This window comes from Gellertiella sp. DMC107, from assembly GCF_056313605.1.
Map to the genome: position 1 here is coordinate 367,959 of NZ_JBQUZZ010000004.1, position 17,535 is coordinate 385,493.

Consider the following 17,535-nt stretch of genomic DNA (forward strand, 5'->3'; position numbering starts at 1 on the left):
TCAGAGCGCTCCCATAATCTTCTGCTGGAAACCATAAACGGCGCGCCTGCCGCCCAGCGGCACGAGCGTCACCTCGCGGCGCTGCCCCGGTTCGAATCGCACCGCGGTACCCGCTGCAATGTCCAGACGCTTGCCGCGCGCCGCCGCGCGATCGAAAGCAAGAGCGTCGTTCACCTCGAAGAAATGGTAATGGGAGCCAACCTGGATCGGGCGATCGCCGGTATTGGCGACCTCGACCACCGTCCGCTCGGCTCCGACATTCAGTTCGATCTCGCCCTCGGGCGTAAGGATTTCACCGGGAATCATGGTTGGGCTCCTTCAGCGGATCGGATTGTGGACGGTGACGAGCTTGGTGCCGTCAGGAAAGGTGGCTTCAACCTGAACCTCTGGAATCATCTCGGCAATTCCCGGCATGACCTGGTCTCGGCTGATCACATGGGCGGCCTGCTCCATGAGATCCGCGACGCTGGACCCGTCGCGCGCGCCTTCCACCACGAAATCGGTAATCAGCGCGACGGCTTCGGGGAAGTTGAGCTTCACGCCGCGCTCCAGCCGACGGCGTGCCACGATGGCCGCCATGGCGACCAGAAGCTTGTCTTTTTCACGGGGCGTCAATTGCATGAAAGATCCTCAGAGAAGCCAGACACGGGGAATTTCGGCAAGCGGGAGAAGCACGGCCAGCAGCGCAAGCAGACGCTTCCGCAGGCGAAAGCCGTCCTCCTCCAGAATCCGGATAACGAGACGCCCGTCCCAGGCAGAGACTCCGCCAGCGGAGCCCAGAAGAGACCGGCACCGCTCCGGATAGATTTCGGCATCGGGAGCGACAAGCAGGAGGGTCGCAAAGGCGCCCGCATCCCGAAGTTCGGCGCTGCCCCGGGGTGGGAGACCGTCAATCTTCATACGCTCGCTATGCAGCAGGCGGCCTTCGCGCCGCACCGTCCACTCTTCACGAAAATCGATATGGCGGATCTTCTCTCCGCTTTCCCGGCGCCCCAGCACCGTGCTTTCGAGCCCCAGGAAGAAGGAATTCCGCTCAAGATCCACGTCAAGGCGACGGAAAAGGCCGCTTCCATCGTAAAGGATGGTTTCCTGCGGCAGCCAGCTAAGCCGCGCACCGCTGCCCACCCGGTGCGAAACAGAGAGCTGCGCCGGAGGACCGAGCGAGCGATAAACCCGTTCGGCGGCTTGCGATGCAACAGTAAGTCGGCCGCCATCGCCAGCCTCTGTCTGCACCAGATAGCGATCACCCCCTGCAATCCCGCCTGCGGTATTGATCAGAATGGCCTGGCTGGTGCCGGATGGAAGCCGGATCTTCAGAGATCCCTCTTCCCGGTGATGTTTGAGACCGGTTTCAGCGACGGAAAGGCGGACCGCGCCGCGGGCTCGCTCCGCGTGAAGCCGGGCATTGAGCACGGACTGAGCCGCCGCATCCTTCCCGCTTTTCTGCAGCCCTGCCTGCACCGACTTGCCCTCGCCAAAAACTATTGCAGCGCACAAGTGAGCGTATTTCAGCGATCATTGCAAGACGCAGCTGGGTTCGAAAAGTGACCGCCATCGAGAGGGCAAAACAGGCAAAAAGACCGTCGAACGGGTAGACCGAGCGAAAGTTAGGGGGAGTTTCGCTTCACCTTTATCCGAGATCGAGCCAGAAAAGGCCCGCGAGGATGAAAATTGCAATAAAAACGGTCTCTGCAACGATAAGAGCGATAGCGGTGCGACCGGCTTCAAAAAGACTTTTCAGCGACGTTTTCATACCGACGGCCACAATTCCGGCCAGCAGCGCCCACCGGGAAACCTCAAGTCCGGCAGCGCTTACCGCGCCCGGAATCCAGCCCGCAGAATTGATCGCCGCCAGAATCAGAAAGGCGAGAACGAAACCCGGCAGAAGCGGCGGACGCTTCGCAGCAATCTCCGGATCATCTGCCGGCATGTTCCGGAGCACCAGCGAAAAGCATAAAACGACGGGAGCCAGCATGGTCACGCGAATGAGTTTCACCAGCGTTGCCGTCTCGCCAGCCGTTTGGGACACGGAAAATCCGGCCCCGACCACCTGGGCCACGTCATGGATCGTGCCGCCGAAAAAAATACCCGTGGCCCTGTCTGAAAGTCCGATGCGATGCGCCAGAATAGGATAGGCAATCATGGCTATCGTGCTCATCACCGTCACCCCGAGGACCGTGACCAGCAGATTGCGCTCGGAATGCCGACCGCGCGGCAGAACCGCGGCAATGGCCATTGCAGCCGATGCACCGCAAATGGCGACGGCCCCGGCCGTTAGCAGGGAGAGCCGCCAATCCAGACGAAACAGCCGCGAAAGCAGAAGACCGAACAGAATGGTCGCCACCAGCCCCGCCACCAGAAGCAGGATGGTCTCCGCACCAAGCTGGATCAGGAGATCGATGCTGATACGCATGCCAAGCAGCGCCACTCCGATACGCAGGACCTTCTTCGCCGAAAGCTCGATACCGGCGACGCAGCGTCCTTCCTCTGACAGGAAGTGAAAGGCAATACCGAGGAGCAGCGCCATCAGCATGGCCGGCGCGCCATAATGTTCCGCCAAGAACTGGGCGGCCATGGCAACAGCACCGGTCACGGCAAGCCCGGGGCCGTGGCGTTCGATGGCCATGGCCAGCCTGGAGGCGGCGGGCTTTGCTGGTCGGTCGTCCAGAGCCGGTTCCATGGTCACGCTCGCGATCGGTCAAGGGTATCGACACACTAGAAGCGCGATCCGGCTTCGCTTACAGCCAGATTTGGAGGATCTTAGGTCCAGTTCCGCGCAGCGATTGCGGTTCAATCGGGATCGGCGCGGCGATTTGCAGGGATCGCACATGCGGCGTTCCCGCCAAACAGGCGAGAGCGGGTCAGGAAACGCCGCTCCCGGCCATTGTCCAGGGAGAACATGCCGCCCCGGCCGGGTACCACATCGATAATCAACTGGGTATGCTGCCAGACGGCGAACTGACTGGCACTGATATAGACGGGTACACCCCCCACCTCTCCGAGCTTCACGTCGGTTTCCCCGATCCGGTATTCCGAAGCCGGATAGCACATCGGAGAGGAACCGTCGCAGCAACCGCCCGACTGATGGAAGACAATATCAGGGTGGTCTGCCTGTATGTCGCGCAGGAATTCAAGCGCCGCTTCGGTTGCCCGCACGCGGGGCTCGCCGTTGACCGTATCCTCGATCCGCATGATACCCCCTTTGACAAGGCGGAAGCCGGCCCAAACCGGCCTCCGCCAAGGTTGACGATCAGAAGAAGCCCAGCGCATTGGGGCTGTAGCTCACCAGCATGTTCTTGGTCTGCTGATAGTGATCGAGCATCATCTTGTGAGTTTCACGGCCGATGCCGGACTGCTTGTAACCGCCAAAAGCCGCGTGAGCCGGATAAGCATGGTAGCAGTTCGTCCACACGCGGCCGGCCTGGATATTGCGGCCGAAATTATAGCAGCGGTTTGCATCGCGGCTCCACACGCCCGCGCCCAGCCCATAGAGCGTATCATTGGCGATTTCGAGGGCTTCGGCTTCCGTCTTGAAGGTCGTGACGGACACGACCGGCCCGAAGATTTCTTCCTGGAAGATCCGCATCTTGTTATGGCCGCGGAAAACGGTCGGCTTGACGTAGTAGCCGCCCGCGAGTTCGCCCCCGAGATCGTTGCGGGCACCGCCGGTCAGCACTTCGGCGCCTTCCTGACGACCGATATCGAGATAGGCCAGAATTTTTTCGAGCTGTTCGGAAGAGGCCTGCGCACCGATCATGGTCGCGCTGTCCAAAGGATTGCCCTGACGGATCGCCTCGACGCGCTTGATTGCGCGCTCCATGAAACGGTCATAGATCGATTCCTGGATGAGGGCACGGCTCGGGCAGGTGCAGACCTCGCCCTGGTTGAGCGCAAACATGGCAAAACCTTCCAACGCCTTGTCGAAGAAGGCATCATCTTCGTTCATGACATCTGCGAAGAAGATATTCGGGCTTTTGCCGCCAAGCTCGAGCGTGACCGGAATGAGGTTCTGGCTGGCATACTGCATGATCAACCGGCCCGTGGAGGTTTCACCGGTAAAGGCAATCTTGGCGATGCGCGGACTGGTCGCGAGCGGCTTGCCGGCTTCCAGGCCAAAGCCATTGACGATGTTGAGAACACCAGGAGGCAGGAGATCGGCAATCAGTTCGGCCAGCACGAGGATGGAAGCCGGTGTCTGTTCGGCTGGCTTCAGCACAACGCAATTGCCGGCGGCAAGGGCGGGCGCAACCTTCCAGGCGGCCATCAGGATCGGGAAATTCCACGGAATGATCTGGCCGACGACCCCGAGCGGTTCGTGGAAATGATAGGCGATCGTCTCATGGTCCACTTCGCCGATCGTGCCTTCCTGGGCGCGAATGCAAGCCCCGAAATAGCGGAAATGATCGATTGCGAGGGGAATGTCGGCAGCCATGGTTTCGCGGATAGGCTTGCCGTTGTCGAAGGTTTCCGCACGGGCCAGGAGCTCCAGATTGGCTTCCATACGGTCCGCGATCTTGAGAAGGATGTTGGAGCGCTCGGTGGTGGAGGTACGACCCCATTTGTCTTTCGCCGCATGGGCGGCATCGAGCGCCGCATTGATATCATGCTCGTCAGAGCGCGGGATCTCGCAGAGTTTGCCACCGGTGACCGGCGTAATATTGTCGAAGTAGCGGCCGGAAACCGGCTCCTTCCATTCACCACCGATGAAATTGCCGTAGCGGGTCTTGAAAGGGGATTCGATGATTTTCTGATGCAGCATGGTTTTTCCTCCCGTGGAAACTGGCTCGGATGAACCGGTGGGGAAAATGTGACCGGAGTTGCTGCGGATCGATAGGGAGGGGTGCCGATATCGCAACGCACCCTGTTGCAGCGTTGCGACAGTTTTCGCCCGCCACCACATGCCGAACAGGATCTCGGAAGGAGAAAACGGTCGCCAGAAACGAAAAACGGCACCGCATTCGGTGCCGTACAGTGCGTTTATCCGAGCCGGGGGGCTTAGTGCAGGTTGAGCCTTTTCATCTTGCGGTGCAGCGTGGCTCTGCTCATGCCAAGTGCCAGCGCCGCCTGCGATACATTACCCTTGCTGCGGGTCAGGGCCCTGCGCAGAGCGGCCCTTTCCGCTTCGATGAGGTCGGCGGTCGAAGGAGAGCGCTCCTCGCGCAAGGCATCGGCGGCGGCAAGACCTTGGGCGATCCTTTGATCGTCCAGCTTCAAGGCAAGCCGCGCGGCCCGCGTCGCGCCGATGACCACATCGTCCCGATCGACAGCAAGCAGGGCGGGCGCAGGTCCGGTCGCCTCGGGCACCATGAGGAAGCGTGCCCCGGGAAAGGCGCTGCGGAAGAGGCTGGTTTCGATGCGCATTGCGGAATCACGGACCGCCTGGGACAGGATCGCCAGCGTCATATCGTTCACATCGTCTCGGCACGTCGAGATATCCAGGGCGGCCGCAAGCTGACCACGATGATCCCGGATGGGGGCGGTGGTGCAGCTCAGGGTGATATTGGCCGAAAAGAAATGCTGATCCCTGCTGATGGTCACGGCGCGTTCGTCGGCGAGCGCGGTACCGATGCCATTTGTGCCCATGCTGGCTTCAGTCCAGACGGCACCGGTCCAGAGACCGAGGTCGTGAAATTCACCGTCATCCGCCCTTGCACCACGCCTTTCGAGCGCGATCCCGTGCCGGTCTGTCAGCAAGAGACAGCACCCCGCTTTTCCGACGGTCAAGAACAGGCGGTCGAGCTCCTCCCGCGCCTCAGCCACCAATCGGCTCGACGCCTCGCAGGCGAAACGGAACTCCGCGTCGGTCAGCCTCAGGGGCGCACGCCGCTCTTCCGGTTGCAGACGGTGCATGGTCATGCACCTCCGCCAGGAGGCGACGACCGGCGAGCTGGCAGCTGCCGATTTTTGATGAGCGGCAGAATAGACCTGCTCCGCATGCTGAATCATATCCTGCACCGGCTCCTCCCGAGAACGCGGTTGTTCAAGACTGGCGAAAAGCTTGACCGAAGCCGCGCCCATGCGCAATCGAATTAAACCGCTGCGCGGCGCGGCGCGAATATTTTCTTCCACGAAACTGTCGCAGATCTGCGACACGGCCGTCAGGCGAGGGCAACGAGAAAGCGCTCCGCCTCCTCCCGGATAGCGGCGATCTCCCGAAAGGACAGCCGATCGAGATTTTTGAGCGTGAGCGCCATACGCGGATTCGAAGCGAGGCGTTCGCGATGCTTGAGCAGGAAGTTCCAGTAGAGCAGGGTGAACGGGCAGCATCCTTCCCCCGTGCGCCGTTTCGGATCAAAGCGGCAAGAAGCACAATAATCCGACATGCGGTCGATATAGGCTCCGGAGGCCGCATAGGGTTTGGAGGCCATGACCCCGCCATCGGCAAACAGCACCATGCCATGCACATTGGGCAGTTCGACCCATTCATAGGCATCCGCATAGACAAGCAGATACCATTCTTCGACCTGCTGGGGGGAAATCCCTGCGAGAAGCGCAAAATTCCCGAGCACCATCAGTCGTTGGATATGATGCGCATAAGCATGTTCGCGCGTCGTCCGCACACAGTCCGCCAGACAGTGCATATCGGTTTTGCCGGTCCAATAGAGGGCCGGCAGCGGACGTTCTGCTTCCAACCAGTTGGTTTTCGCATAGTCGGGCATTCTTTCCCAGTATAGACCGCGAACGAATTCCCGCCATCCGAGGATCTGCCGGATAAAGCCCTCGACCGCATTGATCGGGGCTTGGCCGGTCGCCCAGGCCTCTTCTGCCACCCGACAGACTTCATGGGCGGTCAGCAGGCCGGCATTGAGATAGGGCGAGATCAGCCCGTGATACAGAAAATCTTCCCCGCTTTGCAGTGCATCCTGGAACGTGCCGAAGTCGCGCAGGCAATCCTTGACGAAATGATCCAGTGCCGCGAGGGCGTCCGCACGGGTGACGGCCCAGCCGAAGGGTTCCAGTTCGCCGAAATTATCAGGAAACCGCTGCGCCACGAGATCAAGCACGTCGCGCGTGATCGCATCCGGCGCAAAGCGCTTCCGCTTGGGCAGGAACAGCCGGTCCGGAAGGGGATGGCGATTTTCCTTGTCGTAGTTCCACAGCCCATCGGCGGGTGTGTCGCCCTCCATCAACAGACCGGTTTTCCGGCGCATCTCGCGATAAAAATACTCCATGCGATACTGTCTGCGGCCGCGTGCCCAGGCAGAAAATTCCGCCCGCGAGCAGAAGAACCGATCGTCGTCGTGAAGTGTCACCGGGACACCCAGATCCTGACGCCATTGCAGCATCATGTTTCGCACGCGCCATTCGCCCGGCTCGGTGAGGGCAAGGGCGGAAAGTCCGTGTTCCGAGAGTGCGCGGCGAACCTCGCAACCGAGCGATTGGGTATTGGCCGCGTCGTCCAGGCGGACGTAGCGAACCTTTATGCCTTCGTCCGCCAATTCGGCCGCGAAATGTCGCATGGCACTGAAGAGAAACGCGATTTTCTGCTTGTGATGAGGAACATAGGTGGCTTCCTGCATCACCTCGGCGAGCAGAACGACATCGGTCTTGCGATCAAGATCTTCGAGCGAGGCGAGGCTGCGCGTCAGCTGATCGCCCAGTACGAGTCGGAGCGTGCCGGTCATGCCGTCTGCCCCTTGTGCGTTTGTTTCGATGCGCGGCGGCAGGCGTCGGAGCAGTAGCGGACGTCCTCCCAGACACGGGCCCATTTCTTCCGCCACTGGAAGGGTCTGCGGCACAGGGCACAGGTCTTTTCGGGCAGATCGGATTTTTTCCTCATGGGCGGCATGCGATCAGCCTTTGGTACGCAAGGTGGCGCGACCGCCATCGACGCCGACGATCTGTCCGGTAATCCAGCCCGCGTCGGGGGAGAGAAGAAAAGCCGCGAGCGCTGCAATATCGTCCGCCTCGCCGAGACGGCCCAACGGATGCATCTGGCCCAAAGCCTGCGCCATGGCAGGCTGCGCCGTAAGGCCCGCGGAAAGGGGCGTCCTGGTCAGCGAAGGCGCGATGGCATTCACCCGGATCTTCGGAGCAAGTTCGGCCGCAAGAGCACGGGTCAGACCTTCCACGGCCCCTTTGGCCATGGAAATGGATGCATGGGAGGCAAAGCCCTGTCCCACGGCCACGGAGGAGAAAAACAGGATCGAGCCGGTGCCCTCGCAGGCCTTGAGAGCGCGCAGCGCCGCCTGAACCGCCGAGGCAGCACCCAGAGCATTCACCCGGAAATCCCGCTCGAAGTCTCCTGCTGAAAGACGACCGAGGGGCTTCAGATTGATGGTGCCGATCGCGTAGACAAGACCCGCCAGGGTGTTCCCCGCATCGGCAATCGCCCTGCCCAGAGCATCCGCATCCTCGATATCCGCCACACTCGTCGTCGCATCGAGCTCCTGACCCAGTGCGGCGAGCTTTTCCGTCGAGCGGCCCACCAGATGCAGATTGTGGCCAGCTCGCTTCAACCGACGAGCCGTCTCGCTGCCTATTCCACCGGTTGCACCCAGAATCAGAGTTTTTGCCCCCACTGTCCCCTCCTTGTTCCTTCATGACAGGACTCGGATATAGGCGGGTTGCGGCGGAAGACCAGTGGCCACGGATCGGATCAGACGGGCGGGCTGACCAGGACGGAATAACCCGCCGCTGCGAAGCCCGAAACATGATCGCCGGCTTGAGCAAGCGAAACAGACTGGCCCGTCAACAGGTCGCTGAAAGATTGTCCCAGAAGGTCGTCCGGCAAGACGATACGGGTCCGCCCTTCACCGGGATCGAGAGCTCCCGATTGCTCCAGGCGCAGGGTCTTTACGGGAACGGCGACGATCAGGCTTCTCTCCTCATGACGGCGCAGGAACGCAAGGAGATGATGGCGATTCTGCCCCTCGATGGAGAGCGGCTGATAGTCGCCATGCATGAAAAGCTGGCTGAAGCGGCGCCGCAGATGGAGAAGACGACGGATCACATCTTGCTTGAGCACGCCGCTCCGCAATCCCTCCTCTGTCCACTCCGGCCCCCGAGCCTGAAGGCCTTGCCGGAGATCGTCATGCAGACGGGTGAAATCCTGCGTCCTGCGGTTATCGGGATCCACCAGGCTGAAATCCACCTGCTCGCTTCCCTGATAAATATCCGGCACGCCGGGAACCGTCAGCTTGAGGATCGTCTGGGACAGGGCATTGCGGCAACCCGCGCGGATGAACGGGGCGAGCGTCTCGCTGAAATCATTCCGGAAGGCAAGCGCTTGCGGCCCGAGAAGCCATTCCACGGCCATCTTCAGGCCATTCTCATAGTCTGAATTGACGTGATCCCAATTTGAAAATTGCTTGGCCTCTCGGGCAGCCTTTTCCAGAAAGTTCTGCATGCGTACACGCAGGTCTTCAAAGGCGAAGTCCTCCCGCGGGCTCGGCGATGCGGGCCAGGAGCCGGCGAGGGCCTGGAAGAGAAGCCAATCCATCTCAGGCGCAATCTTCCCGTATTCCGCCACGTGTTTCCGGAGCGTTCGGCTCCACCTGTCCAAACCCTTCAGCCAGGATTCGGGATCTTCCGAAAGACTGAGCAGTCGCGCCCGGGCATCTTCACCACGTTTGGTATCATGGGTCGATGTCGCGTTCAGCGTGAAAGGCTCGCAGCGATACCGATAGAGCATCTTCTCATGAAAATCGGGCCAGGTCCGGCCTTCCGACCAGACTTCACCCCCCACTTCATTGAATGCGATGAAGGCGTTGTGACGATAGAAGAACGTATCCTCCATCGATTTTGCCATCAGCGGCCCACTGAGCTGCTGGAAGCGCAGACGGAACTCACCGGCCAATTCGCCGGGGGACGGTGTAAGGAGAAGGGCAAGCATGCGGTCGAAACAGTCACGCACCGCGCCTTGAAGCGCCGGACGGCATTGGGTCGCCGCCCGTTCCAGGTGTTCGATGCTTTCCGGTGGCATCTGACTTTTGGTCCCGTAGGTCCGATAAACGGAGAAGGCTTCGAGAAGCGCCTTCAACGCCGAAAGAATATCGGCGATCGCAGGTTCCTGCTCCCCGTGACGCGCAAGCAGATATTGGGCTCGGCGAGCCAGATTATGAATTTCCCCGGCGAAATTCACATTCATCATCAATTGCTTTGCTTCACGGATGCCGGCTTCGGCGGAGGGTGCATTCGGCGAAAGACGCCGATAGGCCGCCTCCAATGTCTCGATACCCGGTCGATCTGCCAGCAGGCTGCCGACGGCACTGATGAACTCGTAGCCCGTCGTCCCATCCACGGGCCACGATGTCGGAACGGTTTCGCCGGCACCAAGAATTTTTTCCACCACCAGATAGGGCTCTGGACCGATACGATCCCGCAGTTGCTGCAGATAGGAAAGCGGATCGGCCAGACCATCCACATGATCGATCCGCAGACCGTCGACAAGGCCATGACTCATAAGATCGAAGACGGTCGCATGGATGCGCTCGAAAATAGCAGGATCCTCCACGCGAACCCCGACCAGACCCGCGATTTCAAAAAATCGACGGTAGCTCAAGCCTTTGGCCGCTTCCCGCCAGTCCATCAGACGATAGTTCTGCAAGTCGTGAAGGCGTTTCACGAAGGCTTTGTCCTCCGACAAGCGAGCGATGTGGGCCTCCAGCCCCTCCCCGCCCGGACCGGTCAACAGCGCCCTGATCGCGGCATGGAAAATTTCCTCCGCCTCTGCGGAGGCCTGCTGCGAAAGAAGGGTGATGGTCTCGGATGGGTCTCCCGGCAAATCCTTGAACAGGGCGCCATAGGTTCCGGGATTGAGCGGATAGAGATCGTCGAAATAGGCAAGAGCGATACAGCCGTTTTCCCGGTCGGCGGCGATACGCACGTGACCTTCTTCCACACTGGCCGGAAAGCTGCTGCCGAGAAAGGGAAGGGTGAGAGGTTGCTCCCAGTCTATATCGAAAATCTTTGCGTGGCGGCTGGCGTGCCCCCATTCGATAACGTCCCGCCACCACTGATTCTGCAACGACGCGGCCATATGGTTCGGCACAATATCCAGCAACAGTCCGATGCCGCGCCGCTTGAGGGCCGATACCAGAGAGAGGAAAGCAGACTTGCCCCCGAGAGCGGGATCGATCTCGTTCGGATCTGTCACGTCATAACCGTGCGTTGACCCCTCCATCGCGCGAAAGATCGGCGATGCGTAAAGATGGGTGATCCCGAGATCCTCGAAATAGGGGATCAACCCCTCAGCCTTGTGGAACGTCATGCCGTTGCGGAACTGCAGCCGATAGGTGGAAAGCGGTTTTTGCATGGATGGCGTCCTGATCGAAGTCAATGCGTGCTCCTGCAGCAGGCCGAAGCGGGCAACGGGAAACAACAAAAGCGCCTTTAGGTTCCCGCAAATGGATTGCCTCTCCTGCCGGAACCAATGCGGACCTTTCCCGGTTTTCTCTTTCGAGGAGATATTTATCCATGATTTCAATTCCATAGCTCGCTTCGCGAGTATGGTGCGGCTTCAATCGAAAAGGAGATTTTCATGGCGCACGCAGACAAAAAACACATAGGCCCCGGCTCGCAAGGCAAGGGCGATAGCAGCGGCGCGATGACGACCCTGAAAGAGGGCGTTCTGCCGGAAAACCGCGTGCTGTCCAACCGGGATAAGGCGCGTCATCCCGGAGATCGCGGTGCCGATAATCGCCATATCCAGAGCGAACAGTACCATGATCACATCGCCAATCGCCGAACCGATCTTTGAATCCACGTTTTAGGAAAGGACGACCATCATGAGTGCCCACCTACCCCCCGTTCCAGAAGAGAATCGCAGCCGCAAGGGTTCCGGAGAGACGAAAAGGAGGGAATTGCAACGAGAACATCCCGCCCAGACGGAAACGGAGAATCCTGACACGCTAGGTCATCAGGGAAACACGATCGTCAACACACCTTTTCGGCGATTTGTTCAGGACCGATAAAGGCCGCATGCACGGTTACCCGACCGGGTCGGGCAACAGGGACGTCAATTCGGTCCTGTGGCGCAGCTGAAGCAGATAGCGGCTGTAATCGGCGTCATAATGCAGGCGGGTTGCCGGACGGGGCATGGTGATGTCGCTCGGCCCCGTCATCGCCTTGGCCGCAGCCGCCACCGTGGGGTAAATTCCAGCAGCCGCAGCCGAATTGATGGCGGTGCCGAGAAGAATTGCCTCCTTCATCCGCGGCACATGGACAGGAAGACCGATCATGTCCGCATAGGCTTGCACGACAAGCGGATTCTGCACATGCCCTCCCGCCATCATCACCCGGTCCGGTATGCTGCCTGTGGCAGCAAAGGCGTCCAGAATATGCCGCAGCCCGCAAGCAAGCGAGATGACCGTCCGCCAGTAAAGACGGCAGAGGGACTCGAAAGACGTATCGAGCGTCAGACCGGATATGGTTCCGGTAGCGAAGGGATCTGCTTCCGGCGCGCGGTTTCCATGAAAATCAGGCAAGACACAGAGAGGCAGCCCGTAGCCGGGTCCGTGCTCCGCAAGCGCTGCCCCGATCCGGGTCATGATCCGCTCATGCAGGTCCTTGCGAGGTTCGCCTCCCGCCGGGTGCATCTGGACCATATGATCGAGCAGGCTGCCAGCCGCCGATTGACCGCCCTCACGGAGATAAGACCCCGGCAGGCTCACATCGGCGAACGGACCCCAGAGGCTTGGATGGGGGGCGGGCTCGCTGCGATGCAAGGTAATCAGGCAGGACGACGTTCCCGCGACAAGCGCCACACTGCTGTCCCGCTCCTTTTCTGCCATGGCGCCCAGCAAACCCAGCGCTCCGGCATAGGCATCCACCATTCCGGCGGACCCCTGGCATCCGGTATCAAGGCCTAGGGCCGCCGCTGCCTCCGGAGAGAGAACTCCAGGGGACGCTCCAACCGGAAGCACCGTTCCGTCGATCCCAGCTCTTTCCGGCAAATCTCCAAGACCGGCACGGTCGAGGAATTCAAAAGGCCAGCCATCCGTGGCCCCATATCCCCATTTGGAAACGAGCGTCGAGAGGGATCTGGCCCGTGAACCCGTAGCCCGAAAGGTCATATAGTCGGCGAGATCGAATATCCCCTCGGTTGAAGACCAGAGATCGGGTCGATGGCGTTTTAACCAGAGGAGTTTGGGCAACGCCATTTCCGGGCAAAGCAGGCCGCTCGAAAGGGCGACGACGGGGCCTCCATTCCTGGAAAGATCCTGCGCTTCCTCCCGGGCTCGATGATCCATCCAGCAGATGATATCCAGGCCAGACTGTCCAGGAGAAGAGGGAACAGCGGGGTTGCGGATAACGAGAGAACAGGTGGCGTCAAATCCGATCGCGGCGATCCGCTCCGACCCGATGCCGCTTGCGGCAAGAGCCGAACGCACGCTCCGGCAAACCGCGTTCCAGATATCGTCGCTGTCCTGTTCGGCAATGAGAGCGTCAGGTCTGTAGAGGAGGATGGGGTGTGCCTCCTTCGCGATCAGCCGGCCCGATCGATCGAAGATCCCAGCACGGGCGCTTGCCGTGCCAATGTCCACCGCGACGAGGTGATCACGCATTGATGAATATCCTGCCCCTCGCTCAAATCTCGTCGATAAGGTGGAGTAAATCCCTCATCGCGTCAAACGAAGCATTGGGGGAAATGCGCGATATTTCCTGACGATAGGTTTCCTGAAGCGCATGGGTGCCGCCCGTGAAAAGGAGAACTTTCATTCCGGCGGCCTGAGCGGCCTGAACCCCTGCGGGACTATCCTCAACCACAAGGCAATCCTTCGGCTCGTATCCCATTTCGCGGGCTGCGTAGAGAAAGAGGTCCGGCGCAGGCTTGCCGTGCGTTACCATGCTGGCCGAAAAGAGATGCGGGGCCAGCCGGTCGTAAAGGCCGGTGGTTTGGAGCGCCAGCCGGATCCGTTCCGGTTGGCTGGAAGAGGCGACGCAGCGGGCCATCTTCAGCTCGTCGAGCGTTTCCGCCATGTGCTCGATGGGTTTGAGCTCCGCGACAAACCGGCTGTAGAGCGCCTGGCGCATGTCTTCGAGAAACCGATGATCGGCATGCAGACCGTATTTGTCCCGCAAGCATTCGGTTACGGTCGCGAGGCTGCGCCCCAAAAACTGCCGATACGCTTCGGTCTGGGTGATATCGGCCCCCAGCCGGTTCATGGAATCGACGAGCACCGAGATGGCAATGGGCTCGCTGTCGACCAGCACGCCATCGCAATCGAAGATAACCAGTTTCTCGGGTCTCGATGGGGCGATGGCGGGGCTCATGATCATGGGGTGCTCAAGCTCGGTTCGCCATCACTCCGCAGCCGCAAGGCGGTTGTCAAGATATCGCTGGAGGGTTTCCGCCGTGCCGTGACTGCGCAGCGTGGCCAGGTTCCTGGCAAAGGCGGCACGGAAACGTTCGTCTCTGCCGACCGCGCCAAAAATATCATCCTCCGCAAGGAAATGATTGGGATCGCTTCGCGAAGCGAGCGCCGCCTTCTGCAGTCGCTCCGCATGCACATCATTGAACGCAATCGGTTTGCCGCTGTCGGAATGCCCCTCGAAATAACGGCACCAGAGCGCAGACACCAGGGAAAGCCCGGTGACCGGCTGGTTACGCGCCAGGCGGTCTGCCGTGGATGGAAGGATGAATTTGGGCTGCCGATTCGATCCGTCCTGGGCAAGGCGAGGAATGGTGTCGCCGATCTTCGGATTGGAGAAACGACGTTCGATCAGCGCATAATAGTCGTTGAGATCCGTATCGGGGACCGGCGGAACGACGGGGATGATTTCCTCCCGTTCCAGCTTGGCCAGGAACGAGCGGATCAGGGGATTGTCCATGGCCTCATGCACGAAATGGATATCGAGAAGCGCAGCCGGATAGGCGATTGCCGCATGGCCGCCATTGAGGATCCGGATCTTCATCAACTCGTAGGGGGAGACATCCGGTACGAAGGTGACGCCTGCTTTTTCAAGCGCTGGCCTGCCCGAGGGAAAACGGTCTTCCATCACCCACTGCTTGAACTCCTCGCAGAAGACGGGCCATTGATCGGCAATGCCGAACTGGTCGCGTAAGGCATCAATTTCGCGGGTCCCCGTAGCAGGGGTGATACGGTCCACCATGGAGTTCGGAAAAGAAACGCTGGTCCGCACCCATTCGGCAAGGGCGGGATCGACCAGCGCCGCAAGACCGGCAACCGCATTCTGGGTCACCTTTCCATTATGGGGAATGTTGTCGCAACTCATGACGGTGAAGGGGGCAAGGCCCTTCTGCCGACGCGCGCGGAGGCCCGCCAGAATAAGGCCGAATACGGTTTTCGGTTCGTCCGGGGCTGCCGCGTCGGCAGCAATCGCCGGATGAGACGGGTTGAACGCGCCCGAAGCGTCGATGAAATATCCGCCTTCGGTGATCGTCAGGGACACGATCCGGATACCTGGATCGGCAAGAGCCGCGATGATGGCATCGGCATCGCCCACAGGCAGCATATCCGTCATGACGCCGGTGACCCGTGCCGCCATGACATTCACGTCCTGTTCGACCACCGTTGTCAGATAATCCTGTGCAGCCAGCTTTTCGCGCATGGCAGCATCGGAAGGCATGGTGCCCGCCCCGAGAATGGCCCAGTCCAGATCATCGCCGGCGTTGAACAGGCTGTCCAGATAGACTGCCTGGTGCGCCCGGTGAAAATTGCCAACGCCGAAATGCAGGATCCCGGCCTTCAGCTGCTCCCGCCGATAGGCGGGCACGGCTGCACGAGAAGCAATCTTGTCGAGGTTGGCGAGTGAGAGTGTGTCGGTCATCCGAGGGTCTCCGGCTACTTTACGCTTCAGCTCATCCAGTTGCCGCCATCGACATTATATGTCTGGGCGACGATGTAATCGGCTTCGGGCGTTGCAAGGAAAATTGCCATGCCGGTCAGATCTTCGGCTCGGCCCATGCGTCCGAAGGGGACAGCCTCGCCAACGAGGCGCTTTTTCTCCCCAAGCGGACGGTTTTCATATTTGGCGAAGTGGGCATCCACTCCATCCCAATGCTCTCCATCAACCACGCCAGGGGCAATGGCATTGACGTTGATGCGATGCTTGATCAGGTCCAGCCCGGCAGATTGGGTCAGGCTGATGACAGCGGCCTTGGTGGAGCAGTAGACAGCCACCAGCGCCTCCCCGCGGCGTCCCGCCTGGCTGGCCATATTGATGATCTTGCCACCCTGGCCCCGGGCGATCATGGATTTTGCGGCTGCCTGCATCATGAAGAGCGTGCCGGCAACATTGATCGCATAGAGCTTTGCGAAACTATCCCGGGAAATCTCGACAATCGGTGCGAGATCGAAAAGGGCGGCATTGTTGATCAGGATATCGAGCCCGCCGGTCCGCTCTTCCACCGAGGCAATAGCCCGGTCGATGGAGGCCTGGTCGGTCACGTCCAGTTCTATCGCGTAAGCGGCAACACCGATGGCGGCGGCCGTTTCTTCGGCCCGGTCGCGGTTGATGTCCGCAATCGCGACCGTGGCGCCCTCGCGGGCATAGGCCTCCGCAAAGGCTCGGCCGATGCCACGGGCCGAGCCGGTGATGAGTGCGGATTTTCCCTGGAGGCGACCGGTCATTGGGCAAGCCCCTGTTCGTTGAAGCGGTGAAGTCTGGAGGCCTGGGGCGTGAGATAGAGCGTATCGCCATGCTTCAGCGGCATCTCGCCGCCGGTTCGCACATTGACATGTCCGACGCCCGGCACATCCACATGCAGGAACGTATCGGAGCCGAGATGCTCCGAGACCGTAACCGTTCCCTTCCACTCCCCTTCCGTGGTGGAGAGATCGAGGTGTTCAGGCCGTATGCCGATGGTCGCTGCGCCCCGTTGGCGGGCTGTCTCACCGCTGATCAGGTTCATGCGGGGCGAGCCGATGAAGCCGGCGACGAAGAGATTGGCGGGATTGCGGTAGAGATCCAGCGGCGAACCGACCTGTTCCACCCTCCCCTTGTTCAGCACCACGATCTTGTCGGCCATGGTCATGGCTTCAACCTGGTCGTGCGTGACATAAATCATTGTTGTCTTCAGCTGCTGATGCAGTTCGGAAATTTCGAGCCGCATGTTGACGCGCAGAGCAGCGTCGAGGTTCGACAGCGGTTCGTCGAAGAGAAAGGCAGAGGGTTGGCGGACGATGGCCCGCCCGATCGCCACGCGCTGGCGTTGGCCTCCCGAAAGCTGGCGGGGCTTGCGGTCGAGATAGTCCGTGAGATTGAGAACCCGGGCGGCATCCGCCACCTTGCGGTCGATTTCTGCCTTGTCGATCCCGGCCATCTTGAGGGGAAAGGCGATGTTGGAGCGTACGCTCATGTGAGGATAGAGCGCGTAGGATTGGAAGACCATGGCCAGGCCACGCTTCGCCGGCGGCAGGCTGGTCGCATCGACCCCGTCGATGTCGATCCGTCCGCCGCTCACATCTTCCAGCCCGGCAATCAGGCGAAGAAGCGTGGACTTGCCGCAGCCGGAGGGGCCTACAAAGACGACAAATTCGCCCTGGTTGATCTCGAGATCGAGCGAGGGAATGACCGCGGCTTCTCCGAAGACCTTGGAAACGCTCTTGAGGGAAATGCTGCCCATGT

17 protein-coding genes are annotated in these 17,535 nt (G+C 60.4%); 1 reads left to right on the forward strand and 16 read right to left on the reverse strand.

The features are described 5' to 3' along the window. The 11 genes from ACT54B_RS15565 to treY all read right to left on the reverse strand — a co-directional run bounded on the left by ACT54B_RS15565 (position 1) and on the right by treY (position 11,257). Positions 1-306: an urease subunit beta gene (locus ACT54B_RS15565; RefSeq protein ID WP_476046056.1), complete on the reverse strand. Its 306-nt coding sequence runs from the start codon at positions 304-306 to the stop codon at positions 1-3. A gap of 12 nt (positions 307-318) precedes the next feature. Beyond that, positions 319-621, reverse strand: coding sequence for an urease subunit gamma (locus ACT54B_RS15570; protein WP_476046058.1), 303 nt, complete (start codon positions 619-621; stop codon positions 319-321). A 9-nt stretch (positions 622-630) separates the two neighbouring features. Further along, entirely contained in the window at positions 631-1,461 is an 831-nt protein-coding gene (locus ACT54B_RS15575) for an urease accessory protein UreD (protein WP_476046060.1), read from the reverse strand. 169 nt (positions 1,462-1,630) lie between these two features. After that, the gene (locus tag ACT54B_RS15580; RefSeq protein ID WP_476046243.1) at positions 1,631-2,626 is read right to left on the reverse strand and encodes a YeiH family protein; all 996 of its coding nucleotides are present in this window, start codon (positions 2,624-2,626) and stop codon (positions 1,631-1,633) included. A 164-nt stretch (positions 2,627-2,790) separates the two neighbouring features. Beyond that, entirely contained in the window at positions 2,791-3,186 is a 396-nt protein-coding gene (locus ACT54B_RS15585; protein ID WP_476046245.1) for a DUF779 domain-containing protein, read from the reverse strand. Between the two features lie 64 nt (positions 3,187-3,250). Further along, positions 3,251-4,759 (reverse strand): aldehyde dehydrogenase, encoded by a 1,509-nt coding sequence (gene adh, locus ACT54B_RS15590; protein ID WP_476046061.1) that lies wholly within the window; start codon positions 4,757-4,759, stop codon positions 3,251-3,253. 236 nt (positions 4,760-4,995) lie between these two features. Then, entirely contained in the window at positions 4,996-5,946 is a 951-nt protein-coding gene (locus ACT54B_RS15595; protein ID WP_476046246.1) for a helix-turn-helix domain-containing protein, read from the reverse strand. Between the two features lie 152 nt (positions 5,947-6,098). Further along, positions 6,099-7,625 (reverse strand): cryptochrome/photolyase family protein, encoded by a 1,527-nt coding sequence (locus ACT54B_RS15600; protein WP_476046063.1) that lies wholly within the window; start codon positions 7,623-7,625, stop codon positions 6,099-6,101. Next, entirely contained in the window at positions 7,622-7,828 is a 207-nt protein-coding gene (locus ACT54B_RS15605; RefSeq protein WP_476046065.1) for a DUF2256 domain-containing protein, read from the reverse strand. Before ACT54B_RS15605 ends, ACT54B_RS15600 begins: the two co-directional genes overlap by 4 nt. Then, the gene (locus ACT54B_RS15610) at positions 7,794-8,522 is read right to left on the reverse strand and encodes an SDR family NAD(P)-dependent oxidoreductase (RefSeq protein ID WP_476046066.1); all 729 of its coding nucleotides are present in this window, start codon (positions 8,520-8,522) and stop codon (positions 7,794-7,796) included. Before ACT54B_RS15610 ends, ACT54B_RS15605 begins: the two co-directional genes overlap by 35 nt. A gap of 77 nt (positions 8,523-8,599) precedes the next feature. Then, on the reverse strand, positions 8,600-11,257 hold the full coding sequence (gene treY / locus ACT54B_RS15615) for a malto-oligosyltrehalose synthase (RefSeq protein ID WP_476046068.1): 2,658 nt from the start codon (positions 11,255-11,257) through the stop codon (positions 8,600-8,602). A 225-nt stretch (positions 11,258-11,482) separates the two neighbouring features. Here treY and ACT54B_RS15620 point away from each other — a divergent pair, with 225 nt between their 5' ends. Further along, a complete protein-coding gene (locus ACT54B_RS15620) occupies positions 11,483-11,701 on the forward strand; it encodes a hypothetical protein (protein ID WP_476046070.1) in 219 nt (72 codons plus the stop codon). Between the two features lie 229 nt (positions 11,702-11,930). On the opposite strand, the gene ACT54B_RS15625 is transcribed toward ACT54B_RS15620, so the two are convergent. Genes ACT54B_RS15625 through ACT54B_RS15645 form a run of 5 tightly spaced genes read right to left on the reverse strand, consistent with a single transcriptional unit; the run spans position 11,931 to position 17,533 of the window. Then, positions 11,931-13,508: an FGGY family pentulose kinase gene (locus ACT54B_RS15625; protein ID WP_476046071.1), complete on the reverse strand. Its 1,578-nt coding sequence runs from the start codon at positions 13,506-13,508 to the stop codon at positions 11,931-11,933. Positions 13,509-13,530: 22 nt separating this feature from the next. Then, complete coding sequence (locus ACT54B_RS15630) at positions 13,531-14,217, reverse strand: HAD family hydrolase (RefSeq protein WP_476046248.1); 687 nt, start codon at positions 14,215-14,217, stop codon at positions 13,531-13,533. Positions 14,218-14,247: 30 nt separating this feature from the next. Further along, a complete protein-coding gene (locus ACT54B_RS15635) occupies positions 14,248-15,735 on the reverse strand; it encodes a mannitol dehydrogenase family protein (protein ID WP_476046072.1) in 1,488 nt (495 codons plus the stop codon). A gap of 26 nt (positions 15,736-15,761) precedes the next feature. Beyond that, positions 15,762-16,538 carry an L-iditol 2-dehydrogenase gene (locus tag ACT54B_RS15640; protein WP_476046074.1) on the reverse strand — a complete coding sequence of 259 codons (777 nt, stop codon included), beginning with the start codon at positions 16,536-16,538 and terminating at the stop codon, positions 15,762-15,764. Next, positions 16,535-17,533: an ABC transporter ATP-binding protein gene (locus tag ACT54B_RS15645; RefSeq protein ID WP_476046075.1), complete on the reverse strand. Its 999-nt coding sequence runs from the start codon at positions 17,531-17,533 to the stop codon at positions 16,535-16,537. The genes ACT54B_RS15640 and ACT54B_RS15645 overlap by 4 nt, the downstream gene beginning before the upstream one ends. Positions 17,534-17,535 lie beyond the last annotated feature (2 nt).